We start from the raw sequence: 15,380 nt of genomic DNA on the forward strand, positions 1-15,380 counted from the left end.
CTTATTTTATTGTCTTTAGACTGGTTCGCGACATAGTCGCGAATCATTAAACCACCCGCTATGCGGGTGTGGCAACGAAAGTTATACAAAAAAATCACCTTGCTTAAGTATAATGTAGGTGTTCAAGCCGCATTATATGCAAAAGAAAGGTGATTTTATATGGCAACAAAGACACAGAGCCTTGCGCACACAAAATGGTTATGCAAATACCACATAGTATTTATATATAAGTATAGACGTAAAGTTATATATAATCAATATAGAAATAGTTTACGTGAAATATTGAGGCGTTTATGTGAATATAAGGGCGTCAAGATTATAGAAGGGGATCTCATGGCAGATCATGTGCATATGTTAGTATTAATCCCACCTAAAATAGCAGTATCATCTTTTATGGGATATTTAAAAAGTTATATGAATTCAAATTTTTGGTCGATGTCTGCAGAACATTATGGATCTACAGGTGTCCAAAATTTATTTAAGAAGATGACACCGGGATATGTTAGAAGTGGCACTCGTGCAATTATTAATTCTGGTTCAAGAGCTATTGGTGGATATGCTTCAGGTGCAGCATTGCTTGTAGCGGCAAAAATAGATAATGAGATGACTTTTAAAGGTCATCCAGATTTAATTGCTAAGGCAAATATGTTAGATGAAACTGCTTATGGAATAGGAGTGGTAACAAGCTTAGGCGCGACAGGCGCCACAGCTGGAACGTTAGGGACGGGTGCGCCGTTATCTTATACTGCTAGTGTAGGAGTTAATATATTCTATGGCCTTTTTGTTGAGTATCAGAAATATAAATTGTTGAAGGAGAAAGAAGAAAGAGATAAGCATGTTGGGATATAAAGGATTATTTTTATGTTGGTTTATTATAACTTTATGTATTTATACAAAGATATATATATTAGCTTGGACAAATAATATGGGCTATAAAGAGATGTCTTTAAATATGCGCTTTCCAAAGCTATTTAAAACATTTATTGTCATTTCTTATTTTTATGTTGGGCTATTAGGATATGTATTTTGGTTTATAGATGATTTTATGATAATCATGAGTAGCGCGATTTTGGGTGTAATTTTAATTTACTTATCAGGGATGATTGTTACCATACAAAAAAAATCTTCTCCACAATATCATAATGGTAAAAAATTAGCTCGATATATGTTGCTATATCCTGCTATCGCAATAGTTCTATATTTGTGGCTTAAGTATAATGGGTTTTAATATGATATGTTGGAATAATAGTTAAAGTAAACCGCCGATTGTAAAATCAAGTTGAACAAGTAACACAAAAAGTCCATAAGGCTCTCTCTTTGGTAGAATGTAAGTGCCTAAACTTCATTCACAAGGAGAAAATCCCTATGGACTACTTACATTATACTGCAAATGAGCACAGAAAAGGACACCATCTTACATTTGAATGCCGTGTTTTGATTCAGACTCGACTCAAAGACGGATGGAGGATGCGAAGATGCTTGGAGGCCTTGGTGGCAAAGCTTATAATGTAGGCATGTTTGGAAATTCATTTAATGAAAATAATGAGCATTATGATTTAACTACAGAAAAGGTTGTCTCTATAACATTAGATAGCGTAAATTTGTCACATGATTTAGAATTAATCAAAACAAAGCCCAAAATAAAAACTAGTAAAAATAAGTTGGTTGATATGGCTAAGATTACTACTTTTAAGTTGAGTAAGGCTGGAATAAAAGGTACTGCGATTGATAGATTGGTTGGATAAAATAGATAAACAGGCTGAAGAGGTAGAAAAAGAAGGTAGAGAGAAAGCTAGAAAGTATTGGCCGTTTTAATTAAAGAGGTACATTGATAGAGTATGCTTTTATTATCATATATTGAAAATATATCATTTAGTCATCTTATAATGATGATATCTCTAATTATTTTTCTTATATATTTTCTTATAAAAGTATTATTGGAAATCTTAAAAAAATATGGCTTTGTAACTTATACAATAGGTCGGGATTATGCTTGGTATAATTGGTTGAGCCTTGTTAATGTCTTGTTTTCGTTAGCATTCATAGTATCATCTTACTTTATTGGCTCCGTTGATTTCTTTCAGTTTACTATATCGGAACGTATACTCTTAGGTGTTGTACTATTAGATGTATTATTATCATTTAATATACATAATCACTTATTAGAATATCGAGCATATAATCTTAAAGAGATTAAACGAATAGAATATACTACACAAAGAAAACATTATGTTAGGCAAGCATCTTATTTGATAATTATATGGTTGTTGAGCATATTAGTCTTTAATATTGATTTATGGCTTTTTTGATGTAAATGCTCAACTAAGAAGCATGTTACGCGCTCATAGGGACCTTTTACTTGAAAGAAGACTAAAAGCGGTCTATTGGTGGTGCTATATGCATTCACCAAGACCGCTTTCTATTTCAGATATATTAAATTGTATGCCTACAGATGAATCGATTGCTGCTATCTACAAACGGTTATCTAATTATTGCCAAATAGATCGTTCCATCCCTCAATGGGGTGATGCTCCTGTTTGGAATGAGCTACATATGTCTACAGATTTTCTAACTTATTGGAATTAGTCACACACTCTTTTTGTCCTATAACCCGTAAATCAAATAATTATCATAAAATCTATCTTTCTTGGTTTAATCGAGTATAGCCTATTATAATAACTGTGCTTATAATTATCCCCAGTCCACATATAAAAAATATATCATGTAGCGGTAATATATTTGCTAAGTTTGTAAATATAGTTATTGATAATATCGATCCAATAGAGAAGCCTGTACTTACAGAACCGCTAGCTAATGTTAACTCTTCCTGTGAAAAAATAGATTGTATATATGCATGAACTAAAACAACGGCTGTAAATAATAATATTTCAGATATACTATATAGAATATATAGTTGTTCTATTGTTTCTATATAGCCTATGAAAAAAATACTTCCTCCGTATAGTATAAAAAGAGGGAACAAAACTTTTTTAAAACTCGATGCTAAATTAATGGTAAAATATTTAGCAAGAATTCCAAAAATAATGAATGATGCCAATCTAGAGATTGTTTGCGTATATCCATACTGGCTATCAGTTAAATGTAAGATGTCTTTAATGAATATTAATAGTAGAATCGGTATACACATATAAAATATTCTGGCTAATATACCCAAATAAACTATAAAATTAATTTTTTTATTTAGGAATAATAACTTATATCCTTTTAATAAAAGTTGAATGTGATCATATATGCTTTGTCTAATAGTTTTTTGGGAGATAGTTGCGTGTGATTGTATTCTCACATTTCTATTTAATCGATAAAGTAGGTAGGCTGAAATAATATAAGTAATTGCATCAATAACAAACACCATCGTTAAAGAGTAATTAATTATAACGCTAAATAATAAGGAACCACTTATCAATGCAAAACGATTAATAGAACGGAGTAGTGCATTAAATTTGACTAGGTCATTTGTAATATTAGGTATAAAGGAAAGTCTAGCGATTCCTAAAATTTTATTATTAAAACCTATAAGAAAAGCTATGATATATACTAGATAAAGGTTATCTATGAAAACAAAAATTGATAATACAAAACCCGAAACTATTTCAGGAACTACCATAGACCACAACAAGCCTTTTTCTTTTACAAGTATCCCTAAAAATGGGCCTAATAACATTCCAACTAATAATGTCGCTATTGTAACTACCCCTGTATCAAAGGGACTGTGGGTGGTATTGAATATATATGTTATAAAACCTAGTGTTGTTGCGGTGCTTCCCATTGTTGAAAAGAATAGAGCACTATTTAAGAGAAATGAGTTTTTGTTTTCTAGATTCATATTATCATCTCCTAGATTATAGAAGTACTGATATTATAATATGTATTATTTTACAAAATCTAAATTAAACTTTTACTAATTTTGATATTATATGTTCATTATTCTATATAAATATATAAATTTCCTGCACAATATAAAGTAATATGTAATATAAGTAGGTTTCTGCTAATGAAAGATAATAAAGGGGACTGTTCATTTTTATTATTTATACTGTAAATGAATTTATAGAATTAATCGGTCAACTCAAATTACTGTATATTACATTAGACGGAGAAGTTCGTATTGCTTATGATGATTCGGATGATTATGTCCATATTATATGTAATTCATATGGACATATAAAAGTAGAAGTTCAATTAGGAGGTAGTTGGCGTAATAATTGGGTTAAACTTTCTCTTAATACTGATCAGACCGTATTGAATGATGTAATACAGCAGTGTAATTCTATATTAAAAAATAATTTAATGAAAACATATAAGTACTAAATTTTAATTGACACAAACCCATAAAATCTGTATACTATTTTGAGTAAGCTTTAGTCGTGTTTCCATTAGCCCCGGAAGCAAAGGACAAGCTGATTTTGGTAGAATTATGACGTTATTAGGAGGATATGCAGCATGAAAACTACATTTATGGCCAATCCGAACACAATCGAACGGAAATGGTATGTTGTTGACGCTGAAGGTAAAACTTTAGGACGCCTTGCTGCCGAAGTTGCAAAAGTTCTTCGGGGCAAAAATAAACCAACTTTCACACCACACGTAGACACTGGTGACCATGTGATCGTTGTAAACGCAGAAAAAATTCGCGTAACTGGTAAAAAATTGGAACAAAAGGAATACTTCCGTCACTCTGGTTACCCAGGTGGTTCCCGTTTCACTAAATTGTACATGATGCTTGAAAAACAACCTGAACGTGTTGTTGAAATGGCAGTTCGTGGTATGCTTCCAAAAAATAAATTGGGTGCACAACAATACCGTAAATTAAACGTATACGCTGGTCCTGAGCATCCACATGCAGCTCAAAAACCAGAAGTATTAGAAATTTCCGTACGATAATCTAGAGGGAGGAACATATAATGGCAGTAGCACAATATTACGGCACTGGTCGTAGAAAATCTTCCGTTGCTAGAGTTCGTCTGGTACCGGGCACAGGTAAAATCACTGTTAACAAACGTGAACTTAATGAATATTTCGGTCGCCAAACTTTGGAATTGATCGTAAAACAACCTTTGAACTTGACTAACACAGTTGAACAATACGATGTAATCGCAACTGTAGCTGGTGGCGGTCCTTCCGGTCAAGCTGGTGCAATTCGTCACGGTATCTCCCGTGCGTTATTGGACGTAGATGGCGAACTTCGTCAATCTTTGAAAAAAGCTGGCTTCTTGACTCGTGACCCACGTATGAAAGAACGTAAAAAATACGGTCTTAAAAAAGCCCGCAAAGCAAGCCAATTCTCCAAACGTTAATATTTGGACAACGGATATTACTCCTGCAGACACTGTCTGCAGGAGTTTTTGTATTTCTATAGTTTTTCATATCTTTGGAATTATATTTACATCCATATGTAATTCTCCTATAATATAAGTATAATCGAATTTTTTCGAAAATAGATTTTCATATAGGAGAATTCATATGATTTATAATACAATTCAATACGTAGTAGATAATGGTATCGGTACGTTGACATTTAATCGTCCTGCAGTGGCGAATGGTTTTAACATCGAAATGTGTAAGGAGATCCTTGAGGTTTTAGATAAAGCTCACAACGATGAAAGTGTTCGTGCATTGCTCATCAATGCAGAGGGTAAAGTATTCTCTGCTGGCGGCGATTTAACAGAAATGGAACGGGCTGTAAATGATGGTGATACAGAGTCTTTATTTGAAATCGTTGAGCTAGTAGCGCAGATTTCTATGGCTATGAAACGCTTACCTAAACCGGTTATCATGAGCCTTCAAGGTGCGGCAGCAGGTGCGGCGTTCAACATGGCGTTAGCTGCAGACTTTGTGGTTGCAGCTAATAATGTACGCTTTATTCAAGCCTTCGTAAACGTAGGCCTTGCTCCAGATGCAGGTGGTTTGTTCTTGTTAACTCGTTCCATTGGTATGAATCGTGCTATGCACATTGTCATGACTGGTGAAGCGGTTTCCGCTGAAAAAGGTAAAGAACTTGGTTTTGTATATAAAGTTTGTGAACCAGAGGATTTAGAGACTGCTACAAGACGCCTAGTTGAAAAATTAGCAAAAGGCCCTGCAAAATCGTACCGCGTTATGAAGGAAATGATGTGGAATAGCTTCTTATCTGGCTGGGAAGAGTACAAGAAGTTTGAAGTAGAAAATCAATGTGAATTAGGTCTTTCTGAAGATTTCAAAGAAGGTGTTCTTGCCTTTACAGAACGCCGTCGTCCTAAATTTGGCCAAAAGTAAGACTGTTTTGTAATAAGATGTGCTAAATAGTATGTAAATTAGAACTACATACTCATATCATTAGAACCGATGTGACTCATATAGTGTGTTACATCGGTTTTTCCTTTTCATACATTGACAAAACGTATATAATAGAACTATTAAGATAGTTTTAGGAGGTCCATATTTTATGGCTCAAGATACAATTAAATGTTATGATACCCCTAGTGATGTGGTCGCTGCATTGGCGGAGGATTTTATTGCTTTCACCAATGAAGAAATCAGCCGCACCGAAACATGCATTGTAGGTATCACTGGAGGCACAGTTATCAATGGTTTGTTAGAGACATTGAACTCCCCTGAGTACATTGAGCGTGTTAACTGGGAACGGATATTTTTTGTCTGGACTGATGAGCGATTTTTGCCTCAGTCTCATGAAGATAATTATTTCAACCGTGTAAAACCATATCTGCTTTGTAAGGCGAAGGGGGCGGCCCATTTCTTTCCTATTAACACCAATTCGAAAACTGTTATAGAGGCAGCTGACGAGTACGAGAAAGAAATAGGCAATGTTCTTAAAGCTTGTAAAAAATCTGGCCTGGATTTAGCTATTCTAGATCTTGGAGAAGATGGCCATACAGCAGGTCTATTTGCCGGTTCTCATGCGTTGCGAGTGGCGGATCGAAATGTTGTAGCAGTTGAGGATGGTAAGGTGTGGGAGCGCATTTCCATGACCTTTTCGTTTTTAGCGAAAACAGATGTCCTTTGGTTTACTGTAACTGGTGAAAGCAAACGGACAGCCCTTACAAAGGTCTTGTACCAACGTGAGGATTATGAAGATACATCATGGGATAAACGTATCGGTCGTGTATTGCCAGGTGCAGTGCTTTCACAAGAACCTATGACATGGTATGTGGACAAAGATGCGTATAATGATGTACACTGATGGATGTAGTATTAAGTAAATATAAAGGAGATACAAATGGGGTCTATAGGAACACCTGAATTAATAGTTATTTTAGTGATCGCTCTAGTTATCTTCGGACCTGGTAAATTACCTGAAGTGGGTAAAGCGATTGGTAAGGGGATCAATGAATTTAAAGATGCTCTTTCCGGCCCAAAGAAAGCTGTCGATGAAACAAAGGAAGCCGTTAAATCTGCTACCACTATCGATGTGACAGCTGGGGCTAAAAATGATGAAAAACATAAGGAAGCTAATGATTAGGAGGTATTATTATGTGCAAAGATTGCGGTTGTGGTGAAGATAATGGCGTTGTAACAAAGGTATTCACTGTACCTGGTATGATGTGTAATAATTGTAAGGAAACAGTAGAAGGTGCTACATTAGGCCTAGAAGGCGTACTTAGCTCCGAAGTTGATTTGCCAAATAAAACGGCTACTGTATCTTTTGATCCAGCAAAGGTATCTGTTGAAACGATTACAACAGCTATTGAACGAACTGGATTTGATGTAGAGTCCGTGGTTGATGGTGTTCGTGAACATAGCCATGGTTTACTCGGTACGATTAAACGTCTCTTTAAATAATCGAATTCATAGAGCTGTATTGAAACATCGTTTCGATACAGCCCTTTTTGTATTGTGAGGTGATGAGATGATACGCAAGTTTGATTCGGAAAATTTTAAATGGGATGGCGTCGATACCTTGGTGTACAAACAAGATGGTAGTCCTTTTAAGGATGTAACGCGACAAGTGCTATATGATGGGGCTTATGACATTCCCTGCCAATTCCGTTATTTTGAATGTTTGCCCGGGGGTTACTCTACGTTAGAATATCATGAGCATACACATATGGTTATGATTGGCCGCGGTAAGGGGCAGCTTTTACTAGGTGATGAAATTTATGATGTAGCACAAGGGGACTTTATTGAAATCCCAGGCAATACAATTCATCAATTTAGAGCTAATAAGGGCGACTATATAGGATTTTTCTGCCTTGTTAATAAAGACCGAGATAAGGTTAAATTATTGACTGATGAACAAATGGAGACATTGCGTCAAAAACCTAAGATTAAGGAATTTTTGGAGGGACTATGAGTACATGGACACGAGCGGCCTTAACCGTTTTGATTGGCCTGATTATTTGGTTTTTGCCTCATACAGAGGCGATTAAGCCTGAAGGTTGGCATTTGTTGGCTATCTTTACAGCTACGATTGTTGGTTTTATTTTACGCCCTTGGCCGACGGGCATTATGGCACTCTTTGGCATTGTTGCTGCTGTGGCAACGAGCTCTATTACGATGGTGCAAGCTTTGGGTGGCTATGCAGAGGCTAATGTGTGGCTTATCGTAGCAGCCGTATTCTTTTCTAGAGGTATTATTAATTCCGGCCTTGGTAAGCGCATTGCATACACCTTAATTCGTGCCTTTGGTACAAGTTCTCTGAAATTAGCCTATGCCTTAGCTTGTACGGATTTGATTATCTCTCCAGCCACGCCATCTAATACGGCGCGTGGGGGCGGTATCATTTTTCCAATCGTCCAAAATATTTCCCTTGCCTTTGATTCTGAGCCAAATGGTAGCACGGCACGTCGTATTGGGGCGTACTTGATGACCACGGCTCATACGATAAACACCATTACTGTAACAATCTTTTTAACTGCTTGTAGCGGTAACCTATTGATCACATCCTTAGGTGCGAAATTATTTGGTTATGATATTTCTTGGTGGGAATGGTTCCAAGCGGGTGTCATCCCTGGTGTTATTTGTATGATTTTGATGCCATGGTTTATCTATAAAATCTATCCGCCAGAAATCAAAGAAACACCAGAGGCGGCTGAGATGGCACAAAAGGAATTAAATGCACTTGGGCCAATTACGAAATCTGAAATTTCTGTGGCTATTATCTTTATCCTGTGCATTTTGCTTTGGGCTACGGCGATTTGGACAAAGTTACATCCTACAGTAGTTGCTATGATGGGTGTTCTTGCTTGTGTTGTAACTGGCTCCCTTACATGGGAAGACATATTAGGTGAACGCACCGGTTGGGATATCCTCATTTGGATGGGAACCCTCGTTGGTATGGCTGGCCTTCTTGGTAAACTTGGTGTAGTGGCTGTATTTGCTAATTTTGTAAGTCAACATCTCGTAGGTATTGATTGGTTCTGGGCATCCTTTATTATCTCTGCAACCTTCGTATACTCTCAATACTTCTTTGCTAGTGGTACGGCGCGTATTACCGCATTATTCTCCGCCTTTGCAGCCATTTTGGTTGCCATGGGTGCACCGATTCCATTTACCATCTTGCTCTTTGGTTTGATGAATAGCCCTGGCTGTACATTAACACATTATAGCTCTGGTGTAACACCAATCTTCTTTGGTGCAGGCTATGTACCACAAGGAACATGGTGGCGTGTAGGTCTTGCTATTTCTGTAGTAAGTTTTATGATTCACTTCTGGGCTGGCACATTTGGTATGTGGCTGTTCGGTATTTTATAATATATACATCCCTCGCTACGGCGGGGGATTTTTGTATATCCAATATTGGTGCATAAACATATATGGGTATAGCTATTGGGTATGGTGAACTTCATAAAAAAAATATAATAAATCTATAGAATATTTATTGCATGACACTATGGAACGTGTTATTATAGTTTTATCGTTACAGATTATTTTAGGAGGAAACATGTTCGGTTTAGTCATTAGCTTGTTGATTATCGCGCTGGTCGTGATTATTAAAAACATTCGAATTATGAACAACAACTTAACACGTTTTTGTCTTAAAAGTTCCGCGAATGGTTTAATATACAATCAATAAGATTTGACTATAGTGTTTCTTATTTGTATGTATTCCATGGGGTACATAGGTTTTTATGTATGTATTAAGGAATTCTGTAAACAAAAGGAATATCATTTGTAAACTTTTAAGACGGTTCTTTGGAATCGTCTTTTTTTTGTTCATTGTGAAAGCCGTCCAAGTGGATACTTTCAAAAGAAGTGAGGAGAATATCATGAGTTGTAGAAGTGACAATTTAAAAACAGGCGTAGCACGTGCACCACACAGATCTTTATTAAAAGCACTCGGTTTTGTAGACGAAGAATTAGGTAGACCGGTCATTGGTATTGCCAATTCCTTCAATGAAATCATTCCTGGTCATGTGGGCTTGAAAAATATTGTACAAGCCGTAAAAGACGGTATCCGCAACGCAGGTGGTGTGCCAATCGAGTTCAATACAATTGGTATTTGTGACGGTTTGGCGATGAACCACATCGGTATGAAATACTCCTTGGTAACTCGCAATATCATCGCTGATTCCATCGAAGCAACAGCTATGGCAACACCATTTGATGCTATGGTATTCATTCCAAACTGCGATAAAGTAGTACCTGGTATGTTGATTGCTGCAGCTCGTCTAAACATTCCATCCGTATTCGTATCCGGTGGTGCTATGCTTGCAGGCGTACACAATGGCAAAAAAATCGGTTTGTCTGATGTATTCGAAGCAGTAGGTAAACATCAAACTGGTGAAATGGGTGATGCTGAGTTAGCTGAAATCGAAAATACCGCATGTCCTACATGTGGTTCTTGCTCTGGTATGTACACAGCTAATACAATGAACTGCTTAACAGAAGCTCTTGGTATGGGCCTTCCTGGTAATGGTACAATTCCAGCAGTATATTCTGAACGTTTACGTCTTGCTAAATTAGCAGGTATGCAAGCAGTAGAGGTATTGAAAGCAAACCTTCGTCCTAAAGACATTATGACACGCGAAGCCTTTGAAAATGCAGTAGCTCTTGATATGGCTTTGGGTGGTTCCTCTAATACAGCACTTCATTTGCCAGCTATCGCTCACGAAGCAGGTGTACCATTGTCCTTGGACGACTTTGATCGCATTGCACAAAACACACCTCAATTATCCAAACTTTCTCCATCTGGTAAATACTTCATCGAAGATTTGTATGCTGCAGGCGGCGTATCTGCTGTGTTGAAACGTTTAGCAGAAAATGGTCGTTTGCATACAGATTGCAAAACTGTAGCTCTTAAAACACAAGGTGAAATTGCAACAGCAGCTCATGTTGTGGATGAAGATGTTATCCATCCATGGAATAATCCTGTTCATGAAACAGGTGGTATTGCGGTTCTTAAAGGTAACCTTGCTGTAGATGGTTCCGTTGTAAAAGCAGGTGCCGTAGATGATGATATGCTTGTTCACTCTGGCCCAGCAAAGGTATTCAACAGCGAAGAAGAAGCTGTTGAAGCTATTACAGGCGGTAAAATCGTAAAAGGTGATGTGGTAGTTATCCGTTACGAAGGCCCTAAAGGTGGTCCTGGCATGCGCGAAATGTTGACACCAACATCCATGATCGCAGGTATGGGTCTTGATAAAGACGTAGCATTGTTGACTGACGGTCGTTTCTCTGGTGCTACTCGTGGTGCATCGATTGGTCACGTATCTCCAGAAGCAGCAGCAGGTGGTACAATCGCCGTTGTTGAAGATGGTGATATCATCAACATCGATATTCCAAACGGCAAATTGGAATTAGCTGTATCTGACGATGAAATCGCTCGCCGTAAAGCAGCATTGAAACCATTCAAATCCAATGTAACTGGATACCTTAAAAAATATGCTCTCCATGTATCTTCTGCAGCACAAGGTGCTATCGAAATTTTAGAAGACTAATAGGAGAAGTATTGTTATTACTACAAGAGTAGGTGTCTTATGCATAAGTTATATGATTTTATGGAAGCCCGTGAACGGTTGAGCACGATTACGGTAAAAACTAAACTGCTTCATAGCGATGTGTTCTCTGAAGAGTGTGGCAATGATGTGTACATCAAGCCAGAAAACTTACAAATAACAGGTTCCTTTAAGGTGCGTGGAGCATACAATAAAATTGCTAAATTGACGGAAGAAGAAAAGGCGCGCGGTGTTATTGCCGCGTCCGCCGGCAACCATGCGCAAGGTGTAGCGCTTGCTGCAAAACGTCTAGGCATTAAGGCGACAATCGTCATGCCAAAACATACACCTCTCATCAAGGTGAATGCTACAAAACAGTATGGCGCAGAGGTCGTATTATCGGGCGAGATTTATGATGAAGCGTACCAAAAGGCGATGGAATTGCAACAAGAACATGGCTATGTGTTCGTGCACCCTTTCGATGACGAAGATGTCATCGAAGGCCAAGGCACTATTGCCCTTGAAGTTCTTGAGGAATTGCCTGATGCGGATGTATTACTGGTACCTGTTGGCGGCGGCGGCATTGTATCTGGCATTGCAGCGGCTGCTAAATTAAAAAATCCTCGCATCAAAGTTATCGGTGTAGAACCAGAAGGGGCAGCCAGTGCTTTGGCAGCATTAAAGGCCGATCATCCTGTACCACTCGACGAAGTGGCTACCATTGCTGATGGTACGGCGGTACGTCAAATTGGTGAAACTACACTTGAATATATCAAGAAATACGTAGATGAAATAATTACAGTTTCAGACTACGAATTGATGGAAGCCTTTTTGTTGCTCGTTGAAAAACATAAATTAGTAGCAGAAAACTCTGGTATTTTGCCTCTTGCGGGTCTAAAAAAATTAGACTGCAAAGCTAAAAAGGCAGTAGCCATCGTCAGCGGTGGTAATATCGATGTATTAACTATTTCTTCTATGATTAATAAAGGTCTCGTATTGCGTGGCCGTATCTTTACATTCTCTGTAAACCTTCCAGATAAACCAGGCCAATTGGTTGCTGTATCTCAAATGCTTGCAGATGCGGATGCAAACGTTATTAAACTTGATCATAATCAGTTTAAAAATCTTGACCGCTTCCACGAAGTGGAATTACAAGTTACTGTAGAAACCAATGGTGAAGAACATATTCAAAGCATTATTGATACTTTTAAAAAGAATGGTTATACCATTAAACGTTTAAATTCCAGCGAGATTCTATCAGAATAGCTGGTTGAAAGGGTTCCTATGAGCGCAGAAACAATCAATGGGGCACGCATTGTCCTAGAAACATTGCATCGCCTTGGTGTAACTGATATGTTCGGCTATCCAGGTGGCGCAGTCATTCCAATTTATGATGAAATTTATAGCTTCCCTGAAATTAAACACTATTTCGTACGTCATGAACAAGGTGCAGCCCATGCAGCAGATGGTTATGCACGCGTATCCGGTCGTGTAGGCGTATGCCTTGCTACGTCTGGTCCTGGTGCAACAAACCTTGTAACAGGCATTATGACTGCATACATGGACTCTGTACCTATGGTGGCCATTACAGGGCAGGTAGGTCGTCCGTTTATCGGTAAGGATTCCTTCCAAGAGGCGGATATCCAAGGTATTACAATGCCGATTACTAAGCATAACTATCTAGTTCAAGATATTCACGATTTGCCTCGCATTATCAAGGAAGCGTACTTCATTGCTGGTACAGGTCGTCCAGGTCCTGTATTAATCGATATTCCAAAGGATATTCAAACAGAAAAAATATCTATGGCGGAATACAATAAATTATACGAAGTACCTATTCATCTTGAAGGGTATGATCCAACATACAAAGGCCATCAAGGGCAAATTAAAAAAGCGGCAACCCTTATCAAGAATGCAAAGCGTCCACTTATCATTGCTGGTGCTGGCGTATTGAAATCAGGCGCTATGGATGAACTTAAGGAGTTAGCTGAAAAGGCTCAAATTCCTGTAGCTAATACCTTGGTAGGCCTTGGTGGATTCCCTGGTAACCATGAATTGGCTCTTGGTATGGTCGGTATGCATGGAACGGTAGCGGCTAACAATTGTACCGAAGATGCAGATCTCGTTATTGCGGCTGGTATTCGTTTCCATGACCGCATAACAGGTCATCCAGATTTCTTCTGTAAAAAAGCAAAGATTATTCATATCGATATCGATCCAGCTGAAATCGATAAAAACGTTACCATTAACGTACCAATCGTAGGCGATTTAAAACGAGTATTAACCGAATTAAATACTTTTGTTGAACCTACTACACATGAATCTTGGATTGCGCAAATTCGAGAATGGCAACAAGAATATCCTATGGTTGTTCCTAAATCGACTCATGGTGAGTTACATCCTCAATATGTATTATCTGAACTCAATAAAATTGCTAAGGATGATGCTATTATCGTAACCGATGTAGGCCAACATCAAATGTGGGCTGCTCAGTTCTTAACACATAAGGCGCCACATACCATCGTAACTTCTGGTGGTGCTGGTACGATGGGCTATGGCTTACCAGCGGCAATCGGTGCTCAAGTGGGTGCTCCTAACAAACAAGTCATCCTTGTTGTTGGCGATGGTGGTTTCCAAATGACCTGCGAAGAACTTATGATGGTTCGTCAATATAATTTGCCAATTAAGATTGTCATCATCAACAATGGATATCTTGGCATGGTTCGTCAGTGGCAACAAATCTTCAATGACCGACGTTATTCCTATGTAGATTTAGAAGTGAGTCCTGATTTCTTAAAGCTAGCTGATGCATTTGATTTGAAAGCAGCGCGCTTCGATTCAGTTGAAACGTTCAATAAAGATTTTAAATCCTATATTACATCTGATGAAAGCATCGTCTTGGATTGTCGCGTTGAACGTGAGGATAATGTATTGCCAATGATCCCAGCAGGTGGTACTGTGAGTGGCATGATGGGCAAGAAAGGGGTGCTATAATGGCTAAAGAACATCAAGTGTTAGTGATTGCCAAAAATACGGCGGGTATTGGTACTCGTATTTTAGCACTCTTCAATCGCCGTGGTTTTAACGTTACGAAAATGACTTCTGGCGTTACAAATAAGCCTGGCTATGCACGCATTACGCTTACTGTTGAGGCTGATGACCGTGCACTTGACCAAATTCAAAAGCAAATTTACAAACTGATTGATGTGGTTAAGGTGAAAGTATTTGATGATCATGATGTAGTTTGTCGTGAGTTAATGCTTATCAAGGTGAAAGCAACGTCTACAACGCGATCTCAAATTGTTCAAATTGCCGATGTATACCGCGGTAATGTACTTGATATTTCCCCTACATCTATGATCATAGAAGTCATCGGCAGCGACGATAAATTACGCGGTTTCGTACAAATTATGGAAACCTATGGTATTCTTGAAATCGCTAAAACCGGTATTACCGCTATGAGTCGTGGAGAAAAAATGTAGGAGATGG

15 protein-coding genes and 2 pseudogenes are annotated in these 15,380 nt (G+C 38.0%); 16 read left to right on the forward strand and 1 reads right to left on the reverse strand.

Features of this window, described 5'->3' with window-relative positions; genetic code table 11:
* Nucleotides 1-159: 159 nt before the first annotated feature.
* From tnpA to HMPREF1504_RS00190, 4 genes and pseudogenes are all read left to right on the forward strand, one after another.
* Nucleotides 160-558: pseudogene (gene tnpA / locus HMPREF1504_RS00170) on the forward strand (IS200/IS605 family transposase); the annotation flags it as partial.
* 277 nt (nt 559-835) lie between these two features.
* Nucleotides 836-1,228, forward strand: coding sequence for a hypothetical protein (locus tag HMPREF1504_RS00175; protein WP_232203304.1), 393 nt, complete (start codon nt 836-838; stop codon nt 1,226-1,228).
* 247 nt (nt 1,229-1,475) lie between these two features.
* Nucleotides 1,476-1,745, forward strand: a complete 270-nt coding sequence (locus HMPREF1504_RS00180) for a hypothetical protein (RefSeq protein ID WP_005381373.1) — start codon at nt 1,476-1,478, stop codon at nt 1,743-1,745.
* Nucleotides 1,746-2,310: 565 nt separating this feature from the next.
* Nucleotides 2,311-2,586 (forward strand): annotated as a pseudogene (locus HMPREF1504_RS00190) (IS256 family transposase); the annotation flags it as partial.
* Between the two features lie 52 nt (nt 2,587-2,638).
* Here HMPREF1504_RS00190 and HMPREF1504_RS00195 read toward each other — a convergent pair.
* Nucleotides 2,639-3,844 carry an MFS transporter gene (locus tag HMPREF1504_RS00195; protein ID WP_005381368.1) on the reverse strand — a complete coding sequence of 402 codons (1,206 nt, stop codon included), beginning with the start codon at nt 3,842-3,844 and terminating at the stop codon, nt 2,639-2,641.
* A 617-nt stretch (nt 3,845-4,461) separates the two neighbouring features.
* On the opposite strand from HMPREF1504_RS00195, the gene rplM reads away from it, so the two are divergent.
* The 12 genes from rplM to ilvN all read left to right on the forward strand — a co-directional run bounded on the left by rplM (nt 4,462) and on the right by ilvN (nt 15,373).
* The gene (gene rplM / locus HMPREF1504_RS00200; protein ID WP_038122511.1) at nt 4,462-4,902 is read left to right on the forward strand and encodes a 50S ribosomal protein L13; all 441 of its coding nucleotides are present in this window, start codon (nt 4,462-4,464) and stop codon (nt 4,900-4,902) included.
* Between the two features lie 20 nt (nt 4,903-4,922).
* Nucleotides 4,923-5,315: a 30S ribosomal protein S9 gene (gene rpsI / locus HMPREF1504_RS00205; protein ID WP_005377846.1), complete on the forward strand. Its 393-nt coding sequence runs from the start codon at nt 4,923-4,925 to the stop codon at nt 5,313-5,315.
* A gap of 166 nt (nt 5,316-5,481) precedes the next feature.
* Nucleotides 5,482-6,273, forward strand: a complete 792-nt coding sequence (locus HMPREF1504_RS00210; RefSeq protein ID WP_038122515.1) for an enoyl-CoA hydratase — start codon at nt 5,482-5,484, stop codon at nt 6,271-6,273.
* Between the two features lie 169 nt (nt 6,274-6,442).
* Entirely contained in the window at nt 6,443-7,198 is a 756-nt protein-coding gene (gene pgl, locus HMPREF1504_RS00215; protein ID WP_038122516.1) for a 6-phosphogluconolactonase, read from the forward strand.
* A 36-nt stretch (nt 7,199-7,234) separates the two neighbouring features.
* Nucleotides 7,235-7,477 (forward strand): twin-arginine translocase TatA/TatE family subunit, encoded by a 243-nt coding sequence (locus tag HMPREF1504_RS00220; RefSeq protein ID WP_005377864.1) that lies wholly within the window; start codon nt 7,235-7,237, stop codon nt 7,475-7,477.
* An 11-nt stretch (nt 7,478-7,488) separates the two neighbouring features.
* Complete coding sequence (locus HMPREF1504_RS00225) at nt 7,489-7,797, forward strand: heavy-metal-associated domain-containing protein (protein WP_005377855.1); 309 nt, start codon at nt 7,489-7,491, stop codon at nt 7,795-7,797.
* A gap of 67 nt (nt 7,798-7,864) precedes the next feature.
* Nucleotides 7,865-8,308: a cupin domain-containing protein gene (locus HMPREF1504_RS00230; protein ID WP_005377848.1), complete on the forward strand. Its 444-nt coding sequence runs from the start codon at nt 7,865-7,867 to the stop codon at nt 8,306-8,308.
* Nucleotides 8,305-9,708: a DASS family sodium-coupled anion symporter gene (locus HMPREF1504_RS00235; protein ID WP_038122517.1), complete on the forward strand. Its 1,404-nt coding sequence runs from the start codon at nt 8,305-8,307 to the stop codon at nt 9,706-9,708. Before HMPREF1504_RS00230 ends, HMPREF1504_RS00235 begins: the two co-directional genes overlap by 4 nt.
* A 515-nt stretch (nt 9,709-10,223) precedes the next feature.
* On the forward strand, nt 10,224-11,894 hold the full coding sequence (gene ilvD / locus HMPREF1504_RS00240; protein WP_005377866.1) for a dihydroxy-acid dehydratase: 1,671 nt from the start codon (nt 10,224-10,226) through the stop codon (nt 11,892-11,894).
* A 39-nt stretch (nt 11,895-11,933) separates the two neighbouring features.
* Nucleotides 11,934-13,157: a threonine ammonia-lyase gene (gene ilvA / locus HMPREF1504_RS00245; protein WP_038122519.1), complete on the forward strand. Its 1,224-nt coding sequence runs from the start codon at nt 11,934-11,936 to the stop codon at nt 13,155-13,157.
* An 18-nt stretch (nt 13,158-13,175) separates the two neighbouring features.
* A complete protein-coding gene (gene ilvB, locus HMPREF1504_RS00250) occupies nt 13,176-14,885 on the forward strand; it encodes a biosynthetic-type acetolactate synthase large subunit (RefSeq protein WP_038122521.1) in 1,710 nt (569 codons plus the stop codon).
* Nucleotides 14,885-15,373 carry an acetolactate synthase small subunit gene (gene ilvN / locus HMPREF1504_RS00255; protein ID WP_016476516.1) on the forward strand — a complete coding sequence of 163 codons (489 nt, stop codon included), beginning with the start codon at nt 14,885-14,887 and terminating at the stop codon, nt 15,371-15,373. Before ilvB ends, ilvN begins: the two co-directional genes overlap by 1 nt.
* Nucleotides 15,374-15,380 lie beyond the last annotated feature (7 nt).

This window comes from Veillonella sp. ICM51a, from assembly GCF_000524355.1.
Classification (GTDB): domain Bacteria; phylum Bacillota; class Negativicutes; order Veillonellales; family Veillonellaceae; genus Veillonella; species Veillonella atypica.

What these genes read in the sequence shown, in the direction of transcription:
- HMPREF1504_RS00175 (WP_232203304.1), top strand. Translation starts at nt 836, where the DNA reads ATGTTGGGATATAAAGGATTATTTTTATGTTGGTTTATTATAACTTTA.
- HMPREF1504_RS00180 (WP_005381373.1), top strand. Translation starts at nt 1,476, where the DNA reads ATGCTTGGAGGCCTTGGTGGCAAAGCTTATAATGTAGGCATGTTTGGA.
- HMPREF1504_RS00195 (WP_005381368.1), bottom strand. Translation starts at nt 3,844, where the DNA reads ATGAATCTAGAAAACAAAAACTCATTTCTCTTAAATAGTGCTCTATTC.
- rplM (WP_038122511.1), top strand. Translation starts at nt 4,462, where the DNA reads ATGAAAACTACATTTATGGCCAATCCGAACACAATCGAACGGAAATGG.
- rpsI (WP_005377846.1), top strand. Translation starts at nt 4,923, where the DNA reads ATGGCAGTAGCACAATATTACGGCACTGGTCGTAGAAAATCTTCCGTT.
- HMPREF1504_RS00210 (WP_038122515.1), top strand. Translation starts at nt 5,482, where the DNA reads ATGATTTATAATACAATTCAATACGTAGTAGATAATGGTATCGGTACG.
- pgl (WP_038122516.1), top strand. Translation starts at nt 6,443, where the DNA reads ATGGCTCAAGATACAATTAAATGTTATGATACCCCTAGTGATGTGGTC.
- HMPREF1504_RS00220 (WP_005377864.1), top strand. Translation starts at nt 7,235, where the DNA reads ATGGGGTCTATAGGAACACCTGAATTAATAGTTATTTTAGTGATCGCT.
- HMPREF1504_RS00225 (WP_005377855.1), top strand. Translation starts at nt 7,489, where the DNA reads ATGTGCAAAGATTGCGGTTGTGGTGAAGATAATGGCGTTGTAACAAAG.
- HMPREF1504_RS00230 (WP_005377848.1), top strand. Translation starts at nt 7,865, where the DNA reads ATGATACGCAAGTTTGATTCGGAAAATTTTAAATGGGATGGCGTCGAT.
- HMPREF1504_RS00235 (WP_038122517.1), top strand. Translation starts at nt 8,305, where the DNA reads ATGAGTACATGGACACGAGCGGCCTTAACCGTTTTGATTGGCCTGATT.
- ilvD (WP_005377866.1), top strand. Translation starts at nt 10,224, where the DNA reads ATGAGTTGTAGAAGTGACAATTTAAAAACAGGCGTAGCACGTGCACCA.
- ilvA (WP_038122519.1), top strand. Translation starts at nt 11,934, where the DNA reads ATGCATAAGTTATATGATTTTATGGAAGCCCGTGAACGGTTGAGCACG.
- ilvB (WP_038122521.1), top strand. Translation starts at nt 13,176, where the DNA reads ATGAGCGCAGAAACAATCAATGGGGCACGCATTGTCCTAGAAACATTG.
- ilvN (WP_016476516.1), top strand. Translation starts at nt 14,885, where the DNA reads ATGGCTAAAGAACATCAAGTGTTAGTGATTGCCAAAAATACGGCGGGT.